This is a genomic window from Streptomyces javensis (assembly GCF_039525925.1).
In the GTDB taxonomy this organism is placed as follows: Bacteria; Actinomycetota; Actinomycetes; order Streptomycetales; family Streptomycetaceae; genus Streptomyces; species Streptomyces asiaticus.
On record NZ_BAAAIF010000019.1, the window covers coordinates 18,972 to 37,185 of the forward strand.

Genomic DNA, 18,214 nt, shown 5'->3' on the forward strand with positions numbered 1-18,214 from the left:
CCCTGTCCCAGGCCACCGAGGTCGCGCCCGGCTACCGGGCCCGGCACACCCTGCCGCTGCGGGTCGAGGCCGTACGGCAGCTGCGCCGTCGCCGGACCCTGGTGATGGGCCTGGTGCTGGCCTTGCTGCCGTTCGTCCTCGTGGTCGCGTTCGCCATCGGCGGCGCCCCCGAGGGGCGGGAGAACCGGGTCACCCTGATGACCACGGCCACCGCCTCCGGCGCCAACCTCGCCGCCACCGCGCTGTTCGTCTCGGCCGCCTTCCTGCTGGTGGTGCCGGTCGCGCTGTTCTGTGGCGACACCGTGGCCTCCGAGGCCAGCTGGTCCTCGCTGCGCTATCTGCTGGCCGCGCCCGTGCCCCGGGCCCGGCTGCTGGTGAGCAAGCTGGTGGTGGCCCTGGTGTTCAGCGCGGCCGCCATGGTGCTGCTGCCGCTGGTCGCGCTCGCGGTGGGCACCGTGGCGTACGGCTGGGGGCCGCTGCGCATGCCCACGGGCGGTGAGCTGCCGGTCGGGGACGCCCTCGTCCGGCTGGCCCTGGTGGTGCTGTACATCTTCCTGTCCCAACTGGTCACGGCCGCCCTGGCGTTCTGGCTCTCGACCGTCACGGACGCGCCGCTGGGCGCGGTGGGCGGTGCGGTGGGGCTCACCATCGTGGGCAATGTGCTGGACGCGGTCACCGCGCTCGGCTCGTGGCGCGACTTCCTGCCCGCGCACTGGCAGTTCGCGTGGGCGGACGCACTCCAGCCCCACATGGAGTGGGGCGGAATGGTGAAGGGCGTCTCGGTGTCCGTCGCGTACGCCCTGGTGCTCATCGCGTTCGCCTTCCGCGGCTTCGGCCGCAAGGACGTGGTGTCCTAGCCCGGCCACGGCCGCTGACCCGGCCACGGCCGCTGACCCGGCCACGGATGCTGACCCGGCCACGGCCGCCGGGCCGGGTCAGTAGTCCTTGACGGTGTAGGAGTTGACCACCTCGTAGAAGCCGTCGTCGATATTGGTCGGGTTGGTGTCGGGCCCCTGCCCGGCCGATGCGTCCTGCGCCTGCTTCCGGGTCATGTTGTCCAGCGCGAGCTGCTGGTTGGCCGCCACATAGCCGCGCAGCTCGCGCTCGTAGGCGGCGAAGGCCGCGGTGTGGTCGCCGTCCGCGGCCCTCAGCTCGCCCGCCAGGACATAGGCGCCGACCACGGCCACGCTGGTGCTCTGCCCGGACGCCGGCGAGCCGCAGTATCCGGCGTCGCCGACCAGGGCCACCCGGCCGCGGGACCAGGACTCCATGTGTATCTGGGCCGCCGCGTCGAAGTGGAAGTCCGGCGCCCCCCACATGTACTCCAGCAGCCGCGGCATCTCCCAGCGCGCGTCTTTGTACCGCTCGGCCACCAGCCGCTTCTGCTCCGAGACGGACCGGGAGCCGAGGAACGTGGCGGGCGGTTCCTCGGAGTCGATGCCGACGTAGACCCGGGCCTCGGTGTTGTCGCGGACGCTCATCATCATCCCGCCCCAGACATCCCCGGCCATCTGGTAGATGACCTCCCAGCGGTCGAGGCCCAGGTAGTTCGGCACCGTCCACACGCCCAGATAGCCCCCCAGATGGCGGAGGAACTCCTCCTCCGGGCCGAAGACCAGCGCCCGGGTGGAGGAGTGCACCCCGTCGGCCGCCACCACGATGTCGAAGGCGCGCGCGCCGCCCCGGTGGAAGGTGACCGCCACTTCGTCGGGGCCCTGGACGAGCGAGGCGATCGAATCGTTGAAGAGGTATTCGATCCCGTCGCCGCCCGCGGCCATCAGCACCGAGGACAGATCGTCCCGCAGGATCTCGACGTCGGAGCTGTCGAGGGCCCCGCCACTCGCGGTCCGCTCGGTGGTGCTGAACAGCTCCTTGCCGTCGTCGTCGACCATCGACATGCCGCGCAGCCCGGTGCGGCGCGCCCGGATCTCCTCCAGCACGCCCATCCGCTCGCACACCTCGAGCGCCGGGCCCCGTACGTCGATCGCCTGTCCGCCCGGGCGCGGGCGCGCGGCGCGCTCCACGACGGTGACCTGGAAACCATAACGATCCAGCCAGTAGGCGAGCGCGGGCCCGGCGATACTGGCCCCGGAAATCAGAACCCGTGCATTCCGCATGGTGTTGTCCCTTCCGAATTCAACCACCGAATGTGGTGCCTCGGAAAAGACTGGCCGGAGCCACCGACACTCCACCGACGCGGCGCCGACACCGGGTCGATGACGCGCCGACGAGCCGCCGACGCGGTGCCGGCAGGGCCCCGACACGCGGGTGTCGCAGGGAAGTTGGGGATGGTCGGGGTCGATCGGCAGGCGAACGGAACTCTCTCATCGGTTAATGAGAGTGTTACTTCGATGTGTTGTGTGGTTCCGTAGTGATCGATGAGACTGGGGATTCCGACCGGTCAGCCCAAAAGATCGGTCGCCCCGCACTGGTGATGTTCGGTCCGCCCCCCACGATCCGAACAGGATGGGACCTAATGCGCAATTCGCTGGAGCACGTCCGCGTGATCCCCGCCGCCGTCGTGCCCGTCTGTCCGAGACCCCGCCGGAGATCTCACCTCTCCCCGCGCGGATCGGCCACGGTAGCGGCGTAGCCGCCTCTCACCACTCACCGAACGGCGGATCGCCCCGGCCTTCCCGGCGACGCCGTCCTCCGGCCTGCCCGTAGGCGCTGCCCCTGTGCGCACGCCCGCGGGCCGCGTGGTCTGCCATGACCGCGTGGTCTGTCATGACCACGCGGCCCGCCATGACCCCGGCCGGAACGTCCGCGCGCCCACGGCCCGTTCGGTGACGCACCCCCCACGAAAGGAACCCCTCAGGTGCTTACTTCGCACCACCCACGATCACGCGAACCCCAGCAACCCGTGCCCGCCGCTCGCGGCGACGTGGCGGGACAGAGCGGGCATGTGCTGGCGGTCGGCGAACCGGGCCCCAGGCTCGAGCGGCTGACCCGGACACTCGTCTCCACCGGGCATGAGGTGAGCCATGCGGAGCCCGGCGATGTCAGCCGACAGATGCGGCACTCCCCGCCGGACGCGATCGTCGCCCTGGACGACGCCGACGACGGACTGGACCTGATACGCGAGGTCCGCGCCGTCCCCGCGGGACGGGCGCTCCCCCTGCTGATGGTCACCTCCGACCCCGGCCCCACCGGCGTCGCCGACATGCTGCGCGGCGGCGCCGACGACTGCGTGGCGGAGACCTCCGACCCCGTCGAGCTCTCCGCCCGGATCGAGGCCAAGCTGCGCCGGGTGCCGGTCCCCGTCGAGAACCTGCTGCTCGACCCGCGCACCGGCCTGTACTCCCAGCCCCACTTCCTTGGCGAGCTCGACCGGGAGCTCAAGCGGGTCGACGACAGCCGCACCGGTGGCGTCGTCGCCATGGTGGGCGTGGCCGAGATCGCCGCGCTCGAGGCCCGGCTGGGGCCGCGGGTGCGCCGTGAGGTCGCCGAACGTCTCGCGGGCGTGGCCGAGAAGCTGGGCGGCGTCTGCGACCGGCTCGGCTGGGACGACGAGGGCCATCTGCTGATGCTGATGCCCGGCGTGGACGAGGACACCGCGCGCCGCGAACTCCAGAACTTCGCCAACGCCGTGGCCGGGACCCGCTTCGTGGTGGCCGACGAGAACGTGCGGCTGACCCCGGCGATCGGCTGGACCCCGCTGGCCGACTGCGCGGACCGCGCCCAGGCCGTCGCCAACGCCCGGAACGCGGTCGAGGAGTCCATCCGCCACCGGGATCTGCGGCCGGTCAAGTACGCCGCGTGGATGCGCGGCACCCATCGGCGCGGCCGCCGCTCCCTCGCCACCGCGCTCCGCGCCCTGCTGTCGGCGCTCTCGCCCGTCCTGGTGCTCCTCCTCGGGGTGGGCATCCCGTTCGTCTTCTACCAGCAGATGTACGAACTGGGCTGGGACGTGGGCTCGGCCGCGTACTGGGTCGTGGTGTCCGGTCTGGTGCTCTCGGCCGCGCTGATCGTGCTGGAGTGCCTCTTCTCGCTGGACGCCAAGCCCCGGCCGGAACGGCCGGCGCAGCCGTATCCACCGGCCAGCGCCGTCATCGCCGCGTATCTGCCCAATGAGGCCGCGACCATCGTCGACACCATCGAGTCCTTCCTGCGCCTGGACTACCCCAACGAGCTGGAGATCGTGCTCGCGTACAACACGCCGCACCCCATGCCCGTGGAGGAGACCCTGCGCGAGATGGCCCGCCGCGACCCGCGGCTGGTGCTGATGCCGGTGGCGGGCAGCACCTCCAAGGCGCAGAACGTCAATGCCGCGGTGACCCGGGTGCGCGGTGAGTTCGTCGGCATCTTCGACGCGGACCACCACCCGGTGCCCGACGCCTTCCAGCACGCCTGGCACTGGCTGTCGAACGGCTATGACGTGGTCCAGGGCCACTGCGTGATCCGCAACGGCGAGAGCTCCTGGGTCTCCAAGCTGGTGGGCGTGGAGTTCGAGGCCATCTACGCGGTCAGCCACCCCGGCCGGACCCGGCTCTACACCTTCGGCGTCTTCGGCGGCTCCAACGGCTTCTGGCGCACCGATCTGCTCGCCAGGACCCGGATGCATGGCACGATGCTCACCGAGGACATCGACTCCACGATGCGCGCGCTGCACGAGGGCGCCCGGATCGCCACCGACCGCACGCTCATCTCGCGCGAACTGGCGCCCACCACCCTCAAGGCGCTGTGGAACCAGCGGTCGCGCTGGGCCCAGGGCTGGCTCCAGGTGTCGCTGAAGTACCTGTGGCGCGGCTTGCGTTCCCCGGCCTTCACCGCCCGCCAGAAGGCGGGGCTGCTGGTGCTGCTGGGGTGGCGGGAGATCCAGCCGTGGCTGACCCTCCAGATCCTGCCCGTACTGCTGTACTCGGCGTGGCGGGCCGGGGGAGTGGACCATCTCGACTGGGCGGTGCCGGTCTGCCTGCTGGCCACCCTGTTCACGCTGTCCGCAGGGCTGGTGCAGGCGCTGTTCGCCTGGCGGCTCGCGGTGCCCGAACTGCGCCGCCGCAGGGCGTGGTTCTGGCGGTACCTGGTGGTGTCCACCGTCTTCTACAGCCACTTCAAGAACATCGTGGCCCGTCAGTCGCTCCTCAAGGAGGTGCTGCGGGACCGCCAGTGGCGGGTCACCCCGCGCCCCGGTGACAAGGCGGTGAAGCGGACATGAGCACGATGTCCACGACCATCGCGTCCACCACCGCCCCCCGGGCGGTCAACGGCACGCCCGCCAAGAGCGCACCGACGCGGAACCGGCGGAACCAGGAGATCCAGGGCCTGCGCGGAATGGCGGCGCTCCTCACGGTCGTCTTCCACGTCTGGCAGCAGTACTTCGTCTACGACCGGGACGGCGCCCACTCACCGGTGCCCAACCGGTACGCCAACGCCCTGGTGTCGCTGGAGGTCATCGACCTCTTCTTCGTCCTCTCCGCGTATCTGCTGACGCTGTCCTACGCACGGGCGGCGATCGACGGGGGCTCGACCCGCCCCGGCCGGGTGTTCCTCTTCCGGCGGGCCATCCGGATCGTCCCGCTGTACTTCCTGGCGGTGACGTTCATCTGGGCCACCCGCAATCCCACCCTGCCCGGCGAGTGGTCCGATCTGCTGCACCATCTCACCTTCACCCAGGTCTTCGACCAGGAGCAGATCTTCTACACCATCGGCCCGACCTGGTCGTTGTCGCTGGAAATCATGTTCTATGTGGCGCTGGTGGGACTCGGCCCGCTGGCCGTCCGTGCCTGCCGCCCGCTGCGCCGGAGGGCCTCCCGGGTGGCGGTGTGCGCCGTGGGGTGTGCACTGCTGTACATCGGGCCGTTCATCTGGATCGCGGTCGCCCGCTACGGGCTGGATATCCCGCACACCGAATGGCCGGTGTACTTCGGGCCGCAGGCCCGCTTCGGCGGGTTCGCGGCGGGCATGGGCCTCGCCGTGGCGATGGTCGCCCTCGGCGACCGCGGCCGGCTGGACGCGAAGGTGGCGATCCCGCTCCGGGCGGCCGCCCTGGTGGGGCTGTACGTGCTGTCCTTCGCCGGTACGGAGGCGGAGGACTTCCCGACCACCTTCTACCATCCGCTGTCCGCCCTGCTGTGGACGCTGCTGCTGTACAGCACCATCCATGTGCGGCGGCAGGGGCGGTGGCACTCATGGCTCACGGCACGGTGGCTCACCGGTGTCGGCCTCGCCAGCTACAGCCTCTTCGTCTGGCATGAGCCGATCATGCTGGGCCTGTACAACGCGGGGCTGCTGCCGCCGGACGGCCAGGAGGGCTTCCCGCTGGCCGTGGTCATCGTGCTGGTGGTGGCCGTGGCCGCGGCCACGGTGAGCTACTGGGCCATCGAGTACCCGGCGAGCCTGCTCGGGAAGCTCAAGGACGGCAAGGGCCGTTCGCGCGACTTCTATCCTTGAGGCCGCGCGCTAGCCAGGAACACACGTTCCCCGGTGTACGGGTGGCCGTACACCGGGGGACGGTGGTTATCATCTGGCTGGTTCTTTACTGTCTAACACGTGTGCGTCGGACATCAGTTCCGTTCGGGATCGGGCTTCCGGGGCACTCCACCCAACCCATGCCATAACGGGGAGACCAGCGAAATGGGTCGACACAGCCGACCGACCGCCGCACAGCAGGCGCGTACCACGACGCTCAAGGCGGCCACCGCCCTCGGAGTGGCCGGAACCATAGCCCTCGGCCTCCACTCGACGCTCGGCGGCGACAAGTCCGTCGAGGCCCGCTCCGATGTGAACGCACAGCAGGCGCAGGTGCCGGACGAGGTCGAGCCCACCGCGGATCACTCGCCCTCGCAGAGCCACGTCTCGCCCAGCGAGTCCTCGAAGCCGAAGCTGATCTCCGACCACACCGACGCCGCCACCCCCGATGGCGGCGGTTCGGACCGCGGCGCCGGCACACCGCGGCACGCCGCGCCGGCCACCCCGGACGCGGCCCCCTCCAAGGCCGCGCCCACCATGGCGCCCACCGCCCCCGCGCAGCGGAACGACCAGGTGCCCTCGTCGCCCTCGTCACCGAGCGAGACCACCCCGAGCGCCGACCCGACCACCCCGTCGCAGCAGCCCAGCCAGCCGTCGCAGACCCCCGGTCAGGGCGGCCACCACGGCAAGGGCCTGGTGGGCGGACTGGTCGACGGTGTCGGCGACACCCTGGACGGTGTGCTCGGCGGGGTCGGCGGTGTGCTCGGCGGCTGAGTACCGCCGCCTCACCCCGTGGCCAGCGCCTTGAGGCCCGCCAGGCTTCCGTTGAACCGGTTGTGGTCACCCACCAGCGGCCCGCTGGAGGTGTACTGCCACAGGGTGTGGGTCTTCCAGCCGGCCGGCAGTGGCCCGGGGGTGGCGGCGTACCGCGCCAGCCACAGCGGGTTCCGGTCGGCGAAGGCCGCGCTGTCGCCGGTGCACGTCTGCCACCAGCCGGTGGTCGTGTAGATCACCGGCTGGCGACCGGTGCGCTCCTTGACCCGCGCGGTGAAGTCGCCGATCCAGTTCACGATCTGGGCGGCGGTCAGGCCGTAGCAGGTTGCTCCGTACGGGTTGTACTCGAGGTCCAGGACGGGTGGCAGCGTTTTGCCGTCGTCCGACCAGTCGCCGCCATTGGTGACGAAGAAGTCCGCCTGGCGGGTGCCACTGGAACGGTCCGGCAGGGCGAAGTGGTAGGCGCCGCGGATCATGCCCTGCTGGAAGGAGCCGTTGTACTGCGCGGTGAACGAGGGGTTCTTGTAGGTCGTGCTCTCGGTGGCCTTCACATAGGCGAATCGGACGTCGTCGTCCCACAGGGCCGCCCAGTCGACCGAACCCTGGTGGTCGCTGACGTCCACGCCCTCCACCGAGGCCGCTCTGGTGGCCCGGGGCGTGGCGCCGGGGGCGGTCTTCTCATGGCGGGCGATGGTCGAGCCCATCCAGTCCCGCTCGGGGTGCGGTACGGACGCCGCGGGGGCCGGGTCGGTGCCGGCGTCGTGGTCGGGGTCGGTCGTCGAGGCGGTGGCCGGTACCAGGGTGGCGAGGACGGCGGCGGTGATCGCCACTCCCAGTCCGCCGATGGCGTAGGGCGAGCGCAGACGCGAAGGCGCCCGGTGGGCGCCTTTACCGGATTTCAGGGACATCTGTTCCTCCGATCCGTTCCGCATCGACGGTATGCGCGCCGAACGAAGAACGTGAAGCGGAACGGGAAATTCTGTCCCTCCGTCAGCGGCCTCCGCCCTCCTCGCCGAACGGTCCGGACGGCACGCCGTAGCCCGCCACCAGTGCCCTCGCGGCCCGGGTCGCCCGGATGGCGACCTCCTCGACCACGTCATCCGGATCGCCGAACTTCCCTTCCAGCAATTGGGCGACATAGCCACGGGCGAGCGCGTGCAGGGCGTCGAGCAACGCCACGGCCGTCACCGCGGCCTCGCCAGGGGCGACCACCTCGAAGGCGCTCGGCAGCAGCAGATCCACGAACTCCCTGCTGCTGTCCCGTAGCTCCGGATGAGTGGCCCGCAGCCCCGGCGCGAAGAGGATGTCAAGACCGCCGCGGTAGCGGGCCGCCGCGCGCACGAACGTGCCCGCCACCGTCGCCAGCCGCTCCTGCGCGGAGCCGACGTCGGCCACCGTCTCCAGGTAGATGGCCCGCAGCCGCCGCGAGACCTCCAGGGCGGCGGCCGCGAGCAGCGCGTCACGGTCGGCGAAGTGGCGGTACGGCGCACCGGGGCTCACACAGGTGCGGCGCGCGGCCTCCGCCACGGAGAAGCCGCGCATTCCCACCTCGTCGATGATCTCCAGGGTCGTCTGCACCAGCGCGGCGGCCAGGTCGCCGTGGTGGTAGGTGGCGCGTCCCTTCGGGGTGGGTGCCATTCGGGTGACCCTACCCGACCCGTGGTTCCGGCTCACCCGCCCCTGGCCTGCGCCTTTCGGCGGCCCGGGCGGTACGCAGCGCGTCCCGCGAGCGCTCGATGCGGATCGGAAGATCCCGCACCCGCTCTCCGGTGGCATGGTGGAAGGCGTTGCCGATGGCCGCCGCCGCGCCCACGATGCCCAGTTCGCCGATGCCCTTGGCGCCCACCGGGTTGGTGGTGTTGTCGTCCTCCTCCATCAGCACCACGTCCAGTCGCGGAACATCGGCGTGGGCGGCGATGTGATAGCCCGCGAAGTCATGGTTGGCGAAGTCACCGAAGGCCGGATCGACCTCGCCGACCTCCAGCAGCGCCATCGACAGACCCATCGTCATGGCCCCGAGGAACTGGGAGCGCGCGGTGTGCGGATTGACGATCCGCCCGGCGGCGAACACGCCCAGCATCCGGTCCACCCGGATCTCACCGGTGTCGCCGTCCACCCGCACCTGGGCGAACTGCGCCCCGAAGGTGTGCCGCGACAGATCCGCCCGCCGCTCCAGATCCTCGGCGGTGTCGGCCACCACCTCCAGACCGCCGTCCGGGACCACACCCGCGTAGGTGTCCAGCTCCTTCCGCAGCGCGCGGCACGCCTTGTCCACCGCCCAGCCCCATGAGGCGGTGCCGAGCGAACCGCCCGCGAACGGCGCCATGCCCAGCGAGGCACGGCCGATCTCCAGCCGCAGCCGCGACAGCGGAATGCCGAGCGCGTCCGCCGCCACCTGGGTGAGGGCGGTACGGGCGCCCGTGCCCAGGTCGGCCGCGCCGATGCGCACCCGGTACGTCCCGTCCTCCTCGGCGCGCGCCACCGCGGTGGAGGGAAAGGTGTAGTCCGGGTGGTGCGAGGCGGCCACACCGGTGCCCAGCAGCCAGCGCCCCTCGCGCCGGATCCCCGGCGCCGGATCGCGGCGCTCCCAGCCGAAGCGCGCCGCGCCCTCGCGCAGACAGGCCACCAGATTGCGGCTGCTGAACGGCTTGCCACTCTCCGGGTCGGTCTCCGGCTCGTTGCGGATCCGCAGCTCGACCGGGTCCATGCCCAGCGCCCCGGCCAGCTCGTCGACGGCCGACTCCAGCGCGAACATCCCCGGGGTGTGGCCGGGGGCCCGGAACCAGGCGGGCGTCATCACATCGAGCGGCGCCACCTTCACCGTCGTACGGGCGTGCGGCGCCGCGTACATCATCCGCGTCGAGGACACCGTCTGGTCGGCGAACGGCACCTGGGTCGAGCGCTGCTGCACCGACTCGTGCTGGATCACCGTCAGCCGGCCGTCGCGCTCGGCGCCCAGCCGCACCCGCTGGATCGTGGGGGAGCGGTAGGGGATCAGCTGGAACATCTGCTGCCGGGTCAGGGCGATCTTCACCGGCCGTTCGACCGCCCGCGCGGCGAGCGCCGCCAGCACCGTGGGCGAGCGCGGAATGCCCTTGGAGCCGAAGCCCCCGCCGATGTACTCGGCCACGACCTCCACCGCGCCCAGCTCGATCCCGAACAGCGCGGAGATCAGCTGCGCGCTCATATAGGGACCCTGGTCGGAGTTGAACAGCGTCAGCCGGTCCTCGTCCCACACCGCGATGGTGGCATGCGGCTCCATCGGGCTCGGATGCTCCACCGGAGTGGTGTACGTGGCGTCCACCCGCACCGGGGCGGTCGCCCAGGCACCATCGGCGTCACCGCGCTCCACCAGGCCGGGGCTGCCGTCGGTCACCGTCTCGGCGATCTCCAGCCGCTCGTCGTCGGCGCGCAGCACCACATCGTGCGGCTCCCGCTCATAGCCCACCCGGACGGCCGCCGCGCCCTCGCGCGCCGCCTCCAGCGAGGTGGCCACCACGGCGGCCACGATCTGACCGTGGTACGCCACCTGAGGGGACTGCAACACGAAGAGGTCCGCGCTCGCCTGCGCCTCGGCGTTCAGCCGCGGGGCGTTGGTGTGGTCGAGCACCGCCAGCACACCGGGCAGGGCCAGCGCCGGGGCGGGGTCCACCTCCGCCACCCGGCCGCGGGCGACGGTGGCCTGCACCGGCCATACGTAACTGACGTCCCGGGTGGGGAACTCATAGGCGTAGCGCGCCGTGCCGGTCACCTTGGCCAGGCCGTCGACCCGGGTCACCGGGGCGCCGACACTCCGCTCGACGGTGGTCATGCGCGATCCCTCCTCGCAGCGAGGTCGCGGACACCCGCGACGATCAGATCAGTGGCCAGGTCGACCTTGAAGGCGTTGTCGGGCAGCGGCCGCGCCTCGGCCAGCTCGGCCCGCGCCGCCTCGCGCAGCGCCTCCTCGTCCGGCCGGACGCCGCGCAGCCGCTCCTCGGCGATCCGGGCCCGCCACGGCCGCGGCGCCACCCCGCCGAGCGCTATCCGCACGTCCCGCAGCGAGCCGTCCTCGGCCACGGACACCGCGGTGGCGACGCTCACCAGCGCGAAGGCGTACGACCAGCGGTCGCGCACCTTGCGGTAGCGCATCCGGGCACCGTGCGGCGGCGGGGGCAGCTCCACGGCGGTGATCAGGTCGCCGTGGTCCAGGACGGTCTCCCGGTGCGGTGTGTCACCGGGCGGCAGATACAGCTCTGCCACCGGAACGGTGCGCGAGCCGCCGTCCACCGACCGCACGTGCGCCACCGCGTCGAGCGCCACCAGCGCCACCGCCATGTCGGACGGGTGGGAGGCCACGCAGTGGTCGGAGGTGCCCAGCACGGCCAGATCGCGGTGCGCGCCCTGGATCGCCGGACACCCGGTGCCCGGCTCGCGCTTGTTGCACGGCTTGGTCACGTCCTGGAAGTACCCGCAGCGGGTGCGCTGGAGCAGATTGCCGCCCACCGTGGCGACCGTGCGCAGCTGCCCGGAGGCCCCCGCCAGCAGCGCCTGGGACAGCAGCGGGAAGCGCTCACGGATGCCCGGATCGCCCGCCAGCGCGCCATTGCGCACGGTGGCGCCGATGAGCACGGAGCCGTCCTCGCGGTGCTCGATCCGGTCGTACGGCAGCCGGGAGACGTCGATGAGCAGACCCGGGTCGGTGACGCCGAGCTTCATCAGGTCCACCAGATTGGTGCCGCCGCCGAGATAGGTGGCATCGGGGCGCTGGGCGATCAGCTCGGCCGCCTCGGCGGCGTCGCCCGCGCGGGCGTAGGCGAACTCCTTCATCGGGCGCCCCCGACGGTGGCCGTGTCCTGGGCGCCCTGGGCACCCGCGGCCTCCAGCACGGCCTCGACGATCCCGTTGTACGCGCCGCAGCGGCACAGGTTGCCGCTCATCCGCTCGCGCACCTCCCGCGCGTCCAGCGCGGAGGCGTCGGCCACCCCGGCGGCGGTGTCCTCGGTGACATGGCTGGGCCAGCCGCGCCCGGCCTCGCCCAGCGCCCCGATGGCGGAGCAGATCTGGCCCGGGGTGCAATAGCCGCACTGGAGCCCGTCGTGGTCGAGGAAGGCGCGCTGCACCGGGTGCAGCTCCCCGCCGCCGTCCGGCAGCGCCGCCACTCCCTCGATGGAGACGATCTCGCGCTCCTCGGCGGTCACCGCGAACATCAGGCAGCTGTTCACCCGCTCACCGTCCACCAGTACCGTGCACGCCCCGCACTGACCGTGGTCACAGCCCTTCTTGGTGCCGGTGAGCCCCAGCCGCTCGCGCAACACATCGAGCAGGGTCGTTCGGTTGTCGATCGTCAGGGAGTGGGAGGTGCCGTTGATCCGCAGGATGATGTCGCTGCTCGGTGAGTGATGTGAGAGGCTCATACATTGAATGTATCAACCTCTTACATCCGTGGCGAGGAGATATGAATTCCATGCGGGACGTCGTAGCGCAGATGCACCGATGGTGGGGCGAGGGCGAGCCGTTCGCCCGGGCCACGGTGGTGGCGACCTGGCATTCCTCGCCGCTGCCGCCCGGGACGTCCATGCTGGTCGGCCCCGATGGCGCGGCGATCGGCAGCGTCTCCGGCGGCTGTGTCGAGGGCGCCGTCTATGAACTGGCACAGGAGGTGACCGACAGCGGCAGGCCCGTGCTGGAGCGCTATGGCGTCAGCGACGACGACGCCTTCGCGGTGGGGCTGACCTGCGGCGGGATCATCGACGTCTATGTGGAGCGGATCGACCCCGCGGGCTTCCCCGAACTGGGCGAGGTGGCCGGGGCGGTGGCCGCCGGGGAGCCGGTGGCCGAGGTGATCTGCGTGGCCGTCGACGGGCCCGACCCGGAGGGACGGCTGGGCCGCCGGCTGGTCGTACGGCCCGAGTCCACCTCCGGCTCCCTCGGCTCCGGACGGCTGGACGCGGCCGTCGCCGAGGACGCGCGCGGACTGCTGGCCGGCGGGCGCACCGAGACCCTGGCCTACGGCTACGACGGCGTCCGCATGGACGAGGAACTCACCCTGTTCGTCTCGGTCCACGCCACCCCGCCGCGGATGCTGGTCTTCGGCGCCGTGGACTTCGCGGCGGCCATGGCCCGGATCGGCGCCTACCTCGGCTACCACGTCACCGTGTGCGACGCCCGGCCCGTCTTCGCCACCCCGCGCCGCTTTCCCGAGGCACACGAGGTGGTGACCGACTGGCCGCACCGCTATCTGCGCACCGAGGCCGAGGCGGGCCGGATCGACGAACGCACGGTGGTCTGCGTGCTCACCCACGACCCCAAGTTCGATGTGCCGCTGCTGGACGTCGCCCTGCGCCTGCCGCTGGCCTACGTGGGCGCCATGGGCTCCCGCCGCACCCACGACGACCGGCTCCGCCGGCTGCGCGCCACCGGTCTCGGCGAGGAGGCGCTGGCCAGGCTCGCCTCGCCGATCGGCCTGGACCTCGGCGCCCGTACCCCGGAGGAGACCGCCGTCAGCATCGCGGCCGAGATCATCGCCGACCGCTGGGGCGGCAGCGGCACCCGGCTGACCTCCCTCAGCGGCAGCATCCACGGTCAGGAGCCGATGCGGCCCGCGGCCGGAGGCTGAGACGGGCCCACGGGCCCGGGCCGGGGATCGTCACAATGGTTCCCGGCCCGAATGGATGTAGGAGGAATCGAACCAGCCGTGGAGACCGCTCGAAGCAGCGACGACGACATAGAACCCACCGCCGCCGACGATGACGCGCCACTCGGCGCCGGGGACACCGCCCCCGCCCCGCCGCCGAGACCCGGCTGGCGCCGCTGGGTGATGGACACCCGGCCGCTGCGCCACCGCCCCTTCCGCCGGCTGTGGAGCTCCACCACCGTCACCGCCATCGGCAGCCAGCTGACCGCCGTCGCCGTGCCCAAGCAGATCTACGACATCACCGGCTCATCGGCGTGGGTCGGCTACGCCAGCTTCGCCGGACTCCTCCCGCTGGTGGTCTTCGCGCTGTGGGGCGGGGTGGTCGCCGACCGGATGGACCGGCGCACCCTGATGCTCGTCACCAACGTGGGCATCGCCGTCACCTCGGTGCTGTTCTGGGCGCAGTCCTTCGCCGGTCTGGACTCGGTGGCGCTGCTCATGGTGCTGCTCGCCGCCCAGCAGGGCTTCTTCGGCATGAACTCCCCGGCCCGCAGCGCCTCCGTCGCCCGTCTCGTCCCCGCCGACGAACTGCCCGCCGCGGGCGCCCTCCAGTCCACCGTCGCCCAGACGGGCATGATCCTCGGCCCGCTGCTCGCGGGCGCCCTGATCCCCGTCCTCGGCCTGCCCGCGCTCTACCTCATCGACGCCGTGGCGCTGTGCGTCACCCTGTGGGCGGTCTGGCGGCTGCCCGCCCTGCCGCCCCTCACCGAGGGCGCCACGGGCGGCGCACGGCGGGGCGGATGGCGCGATGTGGCCGACGGCTTCCGGTACATCGCCGCCCACCGCATCCTGCTGATGTCCTTCCTCGCCGACATCATCGCCATGGTCTTCGGCATGCCCCGCGCGCTCTTCCCCCAACTCGCCTCGCACACCTACGCACCCTGGGGCGAGGGGTTCGCGCTCGGCCTGCTCTTCGCGGCGATCCCGCTCGGCGCGGTGGCGGGCGGTCTGCTGTCCGGCACCTTCTCCCGGGCCCGCCGCCAGGGCCTGATGGTCATCGCCGCCGTGGTGGCCTGGGGCGTGGCCATCACCGGATTCGGGCTCAGCCTCAACCTGTGGTGGGCGGTGGCCTTCCTCGCCCTCGCGGGCGTGGCCGACATGGTCTCGATGGTCTTCCGCGGGACGATCCTCCAGGCCGCCGCCACCGACGACATGCGCGGCCGGATGCAGGGTGTGTTCACCGTGGTGGTGGCGGGCGGCCCGCGCATCGCCGATCTGCTGCACGGCACCGCGGGCTCGCTCCTCGGGGCCCGCGCGGCGGTCGCCGCGGGCGGGCTGCTGGTGGCCGTCAGCACACTCGGGCTCGCCGTCGCGGTGCCCGCCTTCCGCCGCTACACGCCCTGACGACACGGCCGCGGCACGACGGCACCACAGCGCGACGGCCGTGCCCCCGCCGGAACTCAAGAACCCGGGGCGGGGGCACGGCCGTCGCGGCGCTCAGGCGGTACGCGCGGCGCTCAGGCCGTACGCTCGTCGCGGTCGCCGCCCCACAGCGTGTGGAACGAACCCTCGCGGTCCACCCGCCGGTAGGTGTGCGCGCCGAAGAAGTCCCGCTGCCCCTGGACCAGCGCGGCGGGCAGCCGCTCCGAGCGCAGCGCGTCGTAGTACGCCAGCGCCGCCGAGAAGCCCGGGGCCGGCACGCCCAGCTCGACCGAGGTGGCCACCACCCGCCGCCAGGCGTCCTGTGCCGCGCCCAGCGCCTCGGCGAAGTGGTCGTCGGTCAGCAGCGTGACGGGCTTGCGCTCCTTGGCGTACGCCTCGGTGATCCGGTTCAGGAACCGCGCCCGGATGATGCAGCCACCGCGCCAGATCCGCGCGACCGCCCCGGGGTCGATGTCCCAGCCGTACTCCTGGCTGCCCGCCTCGATCTGGTGGATGCCCTGCGCGTACGCCACGATCTTCGAGGCGTACAGCGCCTGCTCGACATCGTCGGCGAACCGCTCCGCGGCGGCCCCCGAGAGCCCCTTGCCGGACGGCCCCGGCAGCCCCTGCGAGGCGTCCCGCAGTTCCGCGTGGCCGGACAGCGAGCGGGCGAACACCGCCTCGGCGATCCCGCTCACCGGCACGCCCAGGTCCAGCGCGGTCTGCACGGTCCAGCGGCCGGTGCCCTTCTGCTCGGCCTGGTCCTGCACCACGTCCACGAACGGCTTGCCGGTGGCGGCGTCGGTGTGCCCGAGCACCTCGGCGGTGATCTCGATCAGGTACGACTCCAGGCGGCCGCCGTTCCAGGTGCGGAACACCTCGGCGATCTCACCCGGCGACATGCCGAGCGCCCGCCGCAGCAGGTCGTACGACTCGGCGATGAGCTGCATGTCCGCGTACTCGATGCCGTTGTGCACCATCTTCACGAAGTGGCCGGCACCGTCCGGGCCGATGTGGGTGCAGCACGGGGTGCCGTCCACCTTGGCGGAGATGGATTCCAGCAGCGGGCCGAGCGACTTGTAGGATTCCACCGATCCGCCGGGCATGATGCTGGGCCCGTTGAGGGCGCCCTCCTCGCCGCCGGAGATGCCGGTGCCCACGAAGTGCAGCCCGCGCTCGCGCAGGGACTTCTCCCGGCGCCGGGTGTCCTCGAAGTGGGCGTTGCCCCCGTCGATGATCACGTCGCCCTCTTCGAGGAGCGGTGCGAACTCCTCGATGACGGCGTCGGTGGGCGCACCCGCCTTGACCATGATGATCAGCCGCCGGGGCCGCTGGAGCGAGGCGACGAACTCCTCCGCACTCTCCGCCGGCACGAAGTTCCCCTCGTGACCGTGCTCCTCCATCAGCGCCTTGGTCTTGGCGAACGTGCGGTTGTGGAGGGCGACGGTGTGCCCGTGCCGGGCGAAGTTGCGGGCGAGGTTGCTCCCCATGACGGCGAGCCCGGTGACGCCGATCTGGGCGGTCGGCTGGGCGGTGGAAGGGCTGGGCATACGGTGTTCCACTCCTGTCACGCGCATCGAATCCTTATGCGAGGCAGCAACGCCGAGGGGAGCGGGGATCTTCCCCCTCGACCGGCCGGGTTTCGCCCGGCCATAGTTGCACGATGTGCGCGACGGCGGATGAGTGTCCGAGGAATGACTCCGGGGCGTGTCATTTCGCTCGCGTCCGGGCGGTGTGCCGGATTGTGGGATGTCCATAAGGTGCGTGGTGGACGGGTGGCTGGTGTCCCTGCCTCCGGTCGTGGCTGCGCTCGAGGACCACGCCCGGGTGCGCGGTCACGTCCCCCGCCGTGCTGCTTCATGCCCGATCGGCATGACGGTTCGGGCAATCGGCATTGGCGTGAGGTGTCCTCGGGCCGCGATGCTCTGCGGGAGAAGGAAATCAGAACCCTTCCGTCTGACGGAGGGTCTGTACATTGAAGAGGTCCCAGAATATGCCGAGCACTCAGTGGCGCGAAGTATTCCTGCACGGTGAAAGCACCCAGCATGCGGAACAGGCGCACGTTTTCAGTGAGCTGCAACGTCAACGCCTGAAGAAACATGGCCACGGCAGGGCGCTGCACCGTAAGCAAGTGGCCGCGCTGAGGGCGGCTCTCGTGGTGGAGGAGGGGCTTCCCGAACATGCGAGGCAGGGGATTTTTGCCGTTCCCTCCGTCTACGAGGCACAGGTTCGGCTGTCCAACGGAAACTTCTCCACCGACCGGGCTCCTGACATCCGCGGTTTCGCCATCAAGGTGCTCGGGGCCTCGACGCCGTCGTCCGCCGATGTCGAGCAGAACTTCACCCTCGTCAGCCAGGAGACTCTGAAGGTCGGCGGTAGCGCGGACGTCGTCGGAATCGTCGACCTCTCCACGAGCGCGCCCGGAGCGGCCCTCCGTAAGGTCGCCACGAAGCCACGGCTGACACGCCGTGCTGTCGCGAACGTCCGGGACATGGTGAAGCCGTTCAGCGGATTCGCCACGCATGACTTCTACAGCATCATGCCCATCACGTTCGGCGACTACGCGGCCCGGTTGAAACTGTGCGCCGCCTCGACGAAGGTCAACAAAGAAGCCCGCAAGGATCTGGCCGTCGATATCCATACGCGACTCGCGGACGACGACCTGGAGTTCCCTTTCCAAGCCCAGTTCTTCGAGGATGAGAGTCGTACGCCGATAGAAGACCCGTCGGTCCGCTGGGACGCGCCGTGGCTCACCGTGGGGCGACTGCGCGTGCCTCGGCAAGCACCGGACGAGGCATTGGCCGAGACCGTCGAGAAGAGCAGCTTCAACCCTTGGATCGCGGCAACGGAGCATCGGCCCCTCGGAGAACTGATGCGCGCTCGCCAGGCAGCCTATTCGCTCAGCTGGCGCAACCGGGACGTCGCTCGTTGAGCTTCGGGTTCCATGCGCCGCACGACGGCATCGGCGTCGAGACGGGCCTCAGGACGTCA

General features: G+C 71.4%; 14 protein-coding genes. 7 read left to right on the top strand and 7 right to left on the bottom strand.

Translation table 11 applies throughout. The annotated features are described in order from the left end of the window. The first annotated feature begins 2 nt into the window (after nt 1–2). Nucleotides 3–857, top strand: coding sequence for an ABC transporter permease (locus ABD329_RS19180; RefSeq protein WP_214665374.1), 855 nt, complete (start codon nt 3–5; stop codon nt 855–857). A gap of 78 nt (nt 858–935) precedes the next feature. Here ABD329_RS19180 and ABD329_RS19185 read toward each other — a convergent pair whose 3' ends face one another. Continuing rightward, nucleotides 936–2,117: an FAD-dependent monooxygenase gene (locus ABD329_RS19185; RefSeq protein ID WP_198279953.1), complete on the bottom strand. Its 1,182-nt coding sequence runs from the start codon at nt 2,115–2,117 to the stop codon at nt 936–938. Between the two features lie 746 nt (nt 2,118–2,863). Between ABD329_RS19185 and ABD329_RS19190 the strand changes: the two genes are divergently transcribed. The 3 genes from ABD329_RS19190 (at nt 2,864) to ABD329_RS19200 (ending at nt 7,185) form a co-directional block, all read left to right on the top strand. Continuing rightward, nucleotides 2,864–5,158 carry a glycosyltransferase gene (locus tag ABD329_RS19190; protein ID WP_309142858.1) on the top strand — a complete coding sequence of 765 codons (2,295 nt, stop codon included), beginning with the start codon at nt 2,864–2,866 and terminating at the stop codon, nt 5,156–5,158. Continuing rightward, nucleotides 5,155–6,393: an acyltransferase family protein gene (locus ABD329_RS19195; RefSeq protein ID WP_198279955.1), complete on the top strand. Its 1,239-nt coding sequence runs from the start codon at nt 5,155–5,157 to the stop codon at nt 6,391–6,393. Before ABD329_RS19190 ends, ABD329_RS19195 begins: the two co-directional genes overlap by 4 nt. A gap of 183 nt (nt 6,394–6,576) precedes the next feature. After that, on the top strand, nt 6,577–7,185 hold the full coding sequence (locus ABD329_RS19200; protein WP_344316670.1) for an extensin: 609 nt from the start codon (nt 6,577–6,579) through the stop codon (nt 7,183–7,185). 11 nt (nt 7,186–7,196) lie between these two features. On the opposite strand, the gene ABD329_RS19205 is transcribed toward ABD329_RS19200, so the two are convergent. The 5 genes from ABD329_RS19205 to ABD329_RS19225 form a co-directional block, all read right to left on the bottom strand. Then, nucleotides 7,197–8,093: a lysozyme gene (locus ABD329_RS19205; RefSeq protein WP_198278411.1), complete on the bottom strand. Its 897-nt coding sequence runs from the start codon at nt 8,091–8,093 to the stop codon at nt 7,197–7,199. Nucleotides 8,094–8,175: 82 nt separating this feature from the next. Further along, nucleotides 8,176–8,823, bottom strand: a complete 648-nt coding sequence (locus tag ABD329_RS19210; RefSeq protein ID WP_198278412.1) for a TetR/AcrR family transcriptional regulator — start codon at nt 8,821–8,823, stop codon at nt 8,176–8,178. Nucleotides 8,824–8,833: 10 nt separating this feature from the next. Beyond that, nucleotides 8,834–10,996 carry a xanthine dehydrogenase family protein molybdopterin-binding subunit gene (locus ABD329_RS19215; protein WP_198278413.1) on the bottom strand — a complete coding sequence of 721 codons (2,163 nt, stop codon included), beginning with the start codon at nt 10,994–10,996 and terminating at the stop codon, nt 8,834–8,836. Further along, complete coding sequence (locus ABD329_RS19220; RefSeq protein WP_198278414.1) at nt 10,993–11,994, bottom strand: FAD binding domain-containing protein; 1,002 nt, start codon at nt 11,992–11,994, stop codon at nt 10,993–10,995. The genes ABD329_RS19215 and ABD329_RS19220 overlap by 4 nt, the downstream gene beginning before the upstream one ends. Then, on the bottom strand, nt 11,991–12,581 hold the full coding sequence (locus ABD329_RS19225) for a (2Fe-2S)-binding protein (protein ID WP_198278415.1): 591 nt from the start codon (nt 12,579–12,581) through the stop codon (nt 11,991–11,993). Before ABD329_RS19225 ends, ABD329_RS19220 begins: the two co-directional genes overlap by 4 nt. A 50-nt stretch (nt 12,582–12,631) precedes the next feature. Here ABD329_RS19225 and ABD329_RS19230 point away from each other — a divergent pair, with 50 nt between their 5' ends. Together ABD329_RS19230 and ABD329_RS19235 are read left to right on the top strand one after the other, a co-directional pair. Then, on the top strand, nt 12,632–13,783 hold the full coding sequence (locus tag ABD329_RS19230) for an XdhC family protein (protein WP_198278416.1): 1,152 nt from the start codon (nt 12,632–12,634) through the stop codon (nt 13,781–13,783). 78 nt (nt 13,784–13,861) lie between these two features. Next, on the top strand, nt 13,862–15,205 hold the full coding sequence (locus tag ABD329_RS19235) for an MFS transporter (protein WP_198278417.1): 1,344 nt from the start codon (nt 13,862–13,864) through the stop codon (nt 15,203–15,205). A 113-nt stretch (nt 15,206–15,318) separates the two neighbouring features. Here the strand turns inward: ABD329_RS19235 and gndA are convergent, their stop codons facing one another. Then, nucleotides 15,319–16,773, bottom strand: coding sequence for an NADP-dependent phosphogluconate dehydrogenase (gndA, locus tag ABD329_RS19240; protein ID WP_198278418.1), 1,455 nt, complete (start codon nt 16,771–16,773; stop codon nt 15,319–15,321). Between the two features lie 443 nt (nt 16,774–17,216). On the opposite strand from gndA, the gene ABD329_RS19245 reads away from it, so the two are divergent. Then, the gene (locus ABD329_RS19245) at nt 17,217–18,155 is read left to right on the top strand and encodes a catalase family protein (protein ID WP_198278419.1); all 939 of its coding nucleotides are present in this window, start codon (nt 17,217–17,219) and stop codon (nt 18,153–18,155) included. Nucleotides 18,156–18,214 lie beyond the last annotated feature (59 nt).

Bases quoted from the DNA above. Each gene is read 5' to 3' on its own strand.
- ABD329_RS19185 (WP_198279953.1), bottom strand. From the start codon at position 2,117: ATGCGGAATGCACGGGTTCTGATTTCCGGGGCCAGTATCGCCGGGCCC.
- ABD329_RS19195 (WP_198279955.1), top strand. From the start codon at position 5,155: ATGAGCACGATGTCCACGACCATCGCGTCCACCACCGCCCCCCGGGCG.
- ABD329_RS19200 (WP_344316670.1), top strand. From the start codon at position 6,577: ATGGGTCGACACAGCCGACCGACCGCCGCACAGCAGGCGCGTACCACG.
- ABD329_RS19205 (WP_198278411.1), bottom strand. From the start codon at position 8,093: ATGTCCCTGAAATCCGGTAAAGGCGCCCACCGGGCGCCTTCGCGTCTG.
- ABD329_RS19210 (WP_198278412.1), bottom strand. From the start codon at position 8,823: ATGGCACCCACCCCGAAGGGACGCGCCACCTACCACCACGGCGACCTG.
- ABD329_RS19215 (WP_198278413.1), bottom strand. From the start codon at position 10,996: ATGACCACCGTCGAGCGGAGTGTCGGCGCCCCGGTGACCCGGGTCGAC.
- ABD329_RS19220 (WP_198278414.1), bottom strand. From the start codon at position 11,994: ATGAAGGAGTTCGCCTACGCCCGCGCGGGCGACGCCGCCGAGGCGGCC.
- ABD329_RS19225 (WP_198278415.1), bottom strand. From the start codon at position 12,581: ATGAGCCTCTCACATCACTCACCGAGCAGCGACATCATCCTGCGGATC.
- ABD329_RS19230 (WP_198278416.1), top strand. From the start codon at position 12,632: ATGCGGGACGTCGTAGCGCAGATGCACCGATGGTGGGGCGAGGGCGAG.
- gndA (WP_198278418.1), bottom strand. From the start codon at position 16,773: ATGCCCAGCCCTTCCACCGCCCAGCCGACCGCCCAGATCGGCGTCACC.
- ABD329_RS19245 (WP_198278419.1), top strand. From the start codon at position 17,217: ATGCCGAGCACTCAGTGGCGCGAAGTATTCCTGCACGGTGAAAGCACC.